Raw genomic sequence first — 6,462 nt, 5'->3', positions numbered from 1 at the left:
TGCCAGATAACGACTCGTAGCGGTAGACAAGACTTGCGTTGGAAACTGATTCTTCCAAGCCGCTATTGGACGCTTTGCGTCAATAGCGGTTCTTGACATTGTCTTGAATGAGGGCAGCTAATCGTTCAGCACTATCTGCTACCGCTAAAGTTCCTGCATTCTCTGACATTCTCTCTAACTCATCAGGATTATTCAATAAACGTAAAACTTCTTTTTCGAGGATTTCTGGGGTGAGTTCCTGCTGACGATAAATCAATGCTGCTCCTGCTTCCTTAAATGCCAAAGCATTATAATACTGGTGGTCTTCTGCCGCAAAAGGATAGGGGATTAAAATAGCAGGGGTTTTGGTTATCGCTAATTCTGTCAAAGTTCCCGCCCCAGAACGACTAATGGCTAAATTTGCCCGTTGCAATAAGCCCGCCATATTATGATAAAACGGAAGAGGAAAATAATGAGAATGGTGAAAACTTTCGGGGTCGCGATCGCCAGTCAAATGAACCAGATATGCCCCTGCATCCAACCATTTTCTCCCACAGTCTCTCACCAATTGATTTAAGGCAATAGCACCTTGAGAGCCACCCATAACTACAATTAAAATAGCATCTTGAGGAATGGGAAAATCAAGAGATTGAGGGCTTAAAAAAGTTTTTCTAACGGGGGTACCCAGCCAAATTGTTTTCTTTTTGGGCAAAGATTGTGCAGCCATCTCCAACCCGATCGCCACTTGGGTACAAAAAGGAGCTAGTAATTGAGTTACTTTTCCCGGTATAGCATTGGATTCGTGAATAATAACGGGAATGCCGCACCATCGCGCGGCTAAAATTGCTGGGGCGGAAATATAACCCCCAGTAGTGAAGACAGCATCAATGTGTAACTGTTTTAATAACTTGCGAACCTGAAAAATGGCGATCGCCAAACGATAGAAAACCAGGAGAGACTTTAAGCCTCGGGACTGAAACCCCTCCACATTAACTGTATGTAAAGGATAATTTTTAACTAGAGCTTGTTCAAGGCGACCAGTCGCCCCTAGCCAGTCAATTTGCCAGTCAGATAACTGTTCTGCAACGGCTAAAGCGGGGAAGAGATGACCGCCAGTTCCGCTAGCGGCTATCAGTAAGCGAGGGGAAGTTTCAGGCACGGAGATTGAGATTTTGCTATAACTGAAAGAATTACTGTATTTCAACCTAACATTAATGGGCAGTTTTGCACGAGTGGGGAGTCAAACAAAAACAATGCTAAAAATGGGCTGGCGAGTATTATTCGCAACGGGACTGAGTTTGGGATTAACCTTGGGTATGGGGGCAACCGTTCGCGCCCAAGACCAATATCCTCGCAATACTCCCCCAGAATTGAAAACTTTTTTAACTCGGTTGGAAGATGCGGCAAATCGTCACGATTCTGATCAGGTGATGCAGTTCTACAGTCAGGAATTCACTAACTCCGACGATCTAAACCGTTCTCAACTGTCGGAAAAACTGGAGACGCTTTGGGAACGATATGGGAATCTTAATTATTTTACCAAATTAGAATCTTGGCAACAGCAAGGCGATCGCACTGTGCTGGAAACTACGACTTTTATTACCGGAACTCGCACGGATACCGGTCGGGAAATGCGCCTGAAAACGCAAATGCGATCGCGCCAAGTCCTGCAAGGAGAAACCTTGATTAGCCAAGAGATTCTCTCGGAACGGACGGAGATACTCATGGGGGACAATCCTCCAGAAGTTCAGTTTAATTTACCCGATCGCGTTCAACCAGGAGAAAAATTTAATTTTGATGCTATTGTCAAAACTCCATTAGGTGAGGATTTGCTTTTAGGGGCAGCAATTGAGGAGGAAGTAAACGGCGATCGCTATTTTAACCCCGAGGCCTTCGATCTAGAGTTACTCCAAGCGGGGGGACTCTTCAAGCAGGGAATAGCCCCAGAAGAAGGCGGCGATCGCTGGATTTCTGCCATTCTCATTAGTGGGGAAGGGACAATTATTATTACCCAGCGTTTGCACGTCGAGGCAATCAATGATTGAGCTTAAATCCGTCGGTGCGATCGCTTCTTTTCTTTGACCGGACTCGACCAATATCCTCGCACAGTCCCTAAAATTTGATTGAGGGCATGGAGTTGGTCGGCGGTCCCCATACAAATCAACAAGTCTCCAGCATATAAAAGAGTTTCTCCTGTGGGACCGCCAATTAGTGTACTATCTTGACGGCGAATAGCGAGAACTAAAGCCCCCGACTGCGATCGCAAATTTGTTTGCTGTAAAGTTTTACCAATATGAGGACAAGTTGCCTCATCTAAGAAAAACTCATCTAAATAGAGCGATCGGTTCATCCCTGTAATAATGCCATCCACAAAATCGATAGCGCTGGGACGCAGTGCTGCTGCCGCCAAGCGCCGTCCTCCGGTAATATAGGGAGAAACAACAGCATCGGCTCCCGCTCTTTTTAACTTCGTGACTGCTTCTTCACTATTGGCTCGGGCGATGGCACGAATACTGGGATTTAAAGTCTTTGCAGAAAGGATCGTATATAAGTTCTCCGCATCAGACTGTAAAGCAGCAACCAAACAGTCAGCGCGATCGATCCCCGCCGCATATAAATCATCATCGTGGGTAGCATCCCCCTGAATGACCGTATAGCCTCGCTGTCGCGCTTCATCCAAGGCTTCGCTTTGACTATCAATAATGATGAAAGGAACGTGTTCTGCTGCAAATTCTAAGGCAATTTGAGCTCCCGTCCGTCCGTAACCGCAAAGAATATAATGATGTTCGAGCATTTCAATCGATCGCTTTCGTTGTCTTCGTCGCAGTCCTTCTTGAAAATAACCCCGAATCATGACTTCTGTAAAGCGGTTGGCGATATAGCCAATAACAAAAATGCCCATTAAAATGAGAGCAATGGTAAACAAACGGGAGCGATCGCTTAAAGGTCTAACTTCAGAAAACCCGACAGTAGAAAGAGTAATCATGGTCATATACGCGGATTCCGTCCAAGACCATTTTTCGATCAGAACATACCACAAAGTTCCCATGACGAAAACTCCCCCCAACCCAGCAAAACCAACGATTAATTGGTTTTTGAGCCGTTGATATTTTCGTTCAAAATTATACATATTGGGTCCGAGATTGGGGATTTATATGAGTTACCGATCGCTGCCCAACATTGTTATTATTTTAAATTTTTTCCAGCCAATGTTGTATCCCTTTTCGGGTCGGTTGTCCGGTGGGGGTAAAAGTCCAAATTGAGCGCTTGTGTTGCGGTCCGTAGCTGATATGAATGGGGCGTTCTTGGCTGTAATAATATAAAGAGTCAAAGGGTAATTGCTGCTCTAAAATCCAATCAACGAGGGTATTACTGGCAACATCGGCAATGAAGAAATCACAGGCAGAACCGAGGCGATCGCAGTAATATTTACCATTGCTATTTTTTTCGTGAGCGATATGTTGGTCACGAGACGGGGTAACGCACCCGTTTTTTTGTCCGGTGAGGGGGTCTTTTTGATTGAGATAGCGCTTTAAGTCGGGGGAGCAAAAGCCGTAGGTGAGGTGGAATTTGGCGCGGCCAAAATGGTCGATAATGGGGTCGATAATCTGCCCATTGAGCGCCGCGATCGCCGCTATACTTTCGGGATTTTGAGGAAAGGGCGCGATCGTGGCTGCATATTTTTGATAGGTTTTCGTACAGGTACAAAACTCGAACAATGTCAAGTATTTTCCCAGTAATATTTCCGGTTCTTTTTCAGTCATGTTTTGTCAACTAGCCCGGAGCTTGGACAAGAGAGAGCCGACGGGAACAATATGCTTATCCAAACCTAACTCCTCTGGTTTAATTCCCAAGGCTAAACCCACCAATTGCGGTAAATGCAACACGGGAATCCCCAATTTACCCCCAATAACCTTCTCGATTTCCGGCTGGCGAGAATCTAAATTAAGATGACAGAGGGGACAGGGGGTAACTAAACAATCCGCCCCGGCTGCGATCGCCTCCATAAGATGCCTTCCAGCCAGAGAAAAAGATTCTTTGGTTGCATAACTGGAAATTGGCCAACCACAACATTGAGTGCGTCCACGATAATAAACGGGATTTGCCCCCAAGGTTCGGAAAATATTTTCCATGGATTCTGGGTTCAGAGGGTCATCATGGGGTAGTGTTTTTTGACCCCGCAATAAATAACAGCCATAAAAGGCCGCACAATTTAAACCTGTTAAACTTTGAGTCACTCGTTCCGCTAAAGCCTCTAGCCCATAATCTCCCACTAACACCCAAAGTAGATGTTTTATCTCTGTGCTACCGCGATAGGGGGAACAACCTTCTTGTTTTAAAAAGCCATTCACCTGCTGGAAATAAGCCGGCTCTTTTTCTTTCGCTTCCTTGAGGCGTTCATCTACATGACCGATAACTCCTTGACAAGTGCTGCAATGGGTTAGGAGGGGTAAATTTAGAGATTCTGCTAAAGCAATATTGCGAGCATTTACTGTATCCTCGAGCAATTGGGAATCTTCCTTATAGGTTCCCGAACCGCAACAAGCAGCCTTTTTCAGTTCGATCAGTTGGATATTGAGGGCGCGAGTTATTGCTTCTGTGGAGAGATAAAGCTCGCGACAGGCACCTTGAGCAACGCATCCAGGAAAATAAGCGTATTGTAAAGTTGGTGAGGGCATAGGTGTTGAGATTGGGACTAAGGAATAGGGATAACTGTTCTATTTTCTCTCAGACTGCCAGCAATAAAACAATTCTCGAGAAAATTCTTAATTTAGGGTTTCATACTATTTCTTTGAGTCTCTTATCTTGATTGTATCTAAAATTTCCTTGAAGGGATAAGGATATTTCTGCTTTTTGTAATTCTGTCCCTAAATAGAGAGCGTGTTCAACTTCTAAACTGGGACATTCAGTAGCTATTTTTTGATACAGTTGACGTGCTGTTTTTCCAGTATAGCAATTCACAACTTCTCCCGATCCTGGGGTTAAATGTTCGACAAAAATAGTATTTTCTCGAACTGCGATCGCGAAACTTCCCACGGGATCATCAAAGGCGCGATCGCGGCACACTTTAGCATATTGGGTTTGAATTAAACTCTCAGCACTTTCCCAACAATCATCATAAATATGGGCGCTTTGACTGACAGTAATTAAAGCCCCCATTCTTAAATTATACTGAGAACGTTTGGCAATTTCATCGCGAATATGCTGCTGTAAACCCCTCAATCCCATCGCATTTACAACCCATGCGCCGAACATATCATTACTGCGAAAAGTAGCGGTTAAAGACAATTCTCCATCAATTGCACGAACCCAAATATGATTCAAACAAGGGGGACTATTATCATTATAATCTTTAACATCCCATAAAGACATTACGGCTCTAGCTGAATCAATATCATTGCTTAATTTATTAATTAATTGTTCGATCTGATCGCATCCAAACCAAGATCGCAAGCGTTGTCCATAGGTATATTTTACGCCTTCTTGTTGGGGAGAATCATCGAGCATTTGCGAAATATATTGGGCAAGAAAAGTGCGATCGCAGGGCAAATAATTCGGTTCGGGAAAGTAAAAATCTGTGGGTTCATCGGTAACAACTGCCATTAAATCGATTAATTCTTGCCATTTTCCATCATAACCCGTCGGACGAATTGTTCCCGTTGTTTTGATACGATGAATGATTTTTACCCATGTTTCCGCGATGGTTTTCCCTTTAATTAAATGCCCGTAACGATCGCCAGGAAAAACCGTCGGGACAGTCTGAGAAAAAGGAAACTCTAACGGTTGACCCCAAACAGATACCGAGTTTTTTTCTGCATAAGATTTAATCAAGGCGATCGCCTCACCAATAGAACTTGCTTCTCGATATTCAATATTCTGACGCAGTGTTTCTAAACTATTAGCAGGAATTTCGCGATCGATATAACCAATAATTTCTGATTCGATCTGCCAAATATCTCGCCCAGTCTCGCTTTTTCCAGCTTTAAAACCATGACGAAAGAAATCTAATAAACATTGACATCCTCCCGCATTGCGATCCTCTTTCGTAGCATTCAAAACAACCAAAAAACGAACGTGAGGATTTAAGAGTAAATTGCGTAATAATAAACTAATACCCCTCGTGGGACTGTACAACTGACCGATCGCGGCATATTCAGAAGCCTCTAAATGCTTTGCCAATATTCCCTTCACCGTCCATCCCGTAACAACAACAGTTGTACCCCTTCCACATAAAAGTTGATTGGGTTTATAAAGAGGTTGATATTGAAATTGAGTAAGATGGGGGGTAACAGTCATTATGAGAAACAATGTTCAGCAGACCCCTGATTATCGCACGATCGCTGGCCAAAATTCAAAAATTACCTTAGTGAGTTGCCCCAGTAGGGGTTTGGTCTCCAAACCCTCTTGTTCTTACGCAATTCAATAATATTCCGCGTTTGGTCTCCAAACCCTCTTGTTCTTACGCAATTCAATAATATTCCG

6 protein-coding genes are annotated in these 6,462 nt (G+C 43.9%); 1 reads left to right on the top strand and 5 read right to left on the bottom strand.

Going from position 1 to position 6,462, the window contains the following annotated elements; all coding sequences use genetic code 11:
* Positions 1–79: 79 nt before the first annotated feature.
* Positions 80–1,138: an undecaprenyldiphospho-muramoylpentapeptide beta-N-acetylglucosaminyltransferase gene (gene murG, locus JUI58_RS03040; protein WP_204102269.1), complete on the bottom strand. Its 1,059-nt coding sequence runs from the start codon at positions 1,136–1,138 to the stop codon at positions 80–82.
* A gap of 94 nt (positions 1,139–1,232) precedes the next feature.
* On the opposite strand from murG, the gene JUI58_RS03035 reads away from it, so the two are divergent.
* Positions 1,233–2,024: a nuclear transport factor 2 family protein gene (locus JUI58_RS03035; protein ID WP_204102268.1), complete on the top strand. Its 792-nt coding sequence runs from the start codon at positions 1,233–1,235 to the stop codon at positions 2,022–2,024.
* 2 nt (positions 2,025–2,026) lie between these two features.
* Here the strand turns inward: JUI58_RS03035 and JUI58_RS03030 are convergent, their stop codons facing one another.
* The 4 genes from JUI58_RS03030 to JUI58_RS03015 form a co-directional block, all read right to left on the bottom strand.
* Positions 2,027–3,109 carry a potassium channel protein gene (locus tag JUI58_RS03030; protein WP_204102267.1) on the bottom strand — a complete coding sequence of 361 codons (1,083 nt, stop codon included), beginning with the start codon at positions 3,107–3,109 and terminating at the stop codon, positions 2,027–2,029.
* Positions 3,110–3,170: 61 nt separating this feature from the next.
* On the bottom strand, positions 3,171–3,743 hold the full coding sequence (locus tag JUI58_RS03025; RefSeq protein WP_204102266.1) for a hypothetical protein: 573 nt from the start codon (positions 3,741–3,743) through the stop codon (positions 3,171–3,173).
* Between the two features lie 6 nt (positions 3,744–3,749).
* Positions 3,750–4,658 carry a CoB--CoM heterodisulfide reductase iron-sulfur subunit B family protein gene (locus tag JUI58_RS03020; RefSeq protein ID WP_204102265.1) on the bottom strand — a complete coding sequence of 303 codons (909 nt, stop codon included), beginning with the start codon at positions 4,656–4,658 and terminating at the stop codon, positions 3,750–3,752.
* Between the two features lie 100 nt (positions 4,659–4,758).
* Entirely contained in the window at positions 4,759–6,276 is a 1,518-nt protein-coding gene (locus JUI58_RS03015) for a thymidylate synthase (RefSeq protein WP_204102264.1), read from the bottom strand.
* Positions 6,277–6,462 lie beyond the last annotated feature (186 nt).

Origin of the sequence: Spirulina sp. CCY15215 (assembly GCF_016888125.1) — a bacterium.
Lineage (GTDB): Bacteria > Cyanobacteriota > Cyanobacteriia > Cyanobacteriales > Spirulinaceae > CCY15215.
Note: the sequence above shows the minus strand (reverse complement) of the source record. Positions and strands in the feature narration are given on the sequence as shown.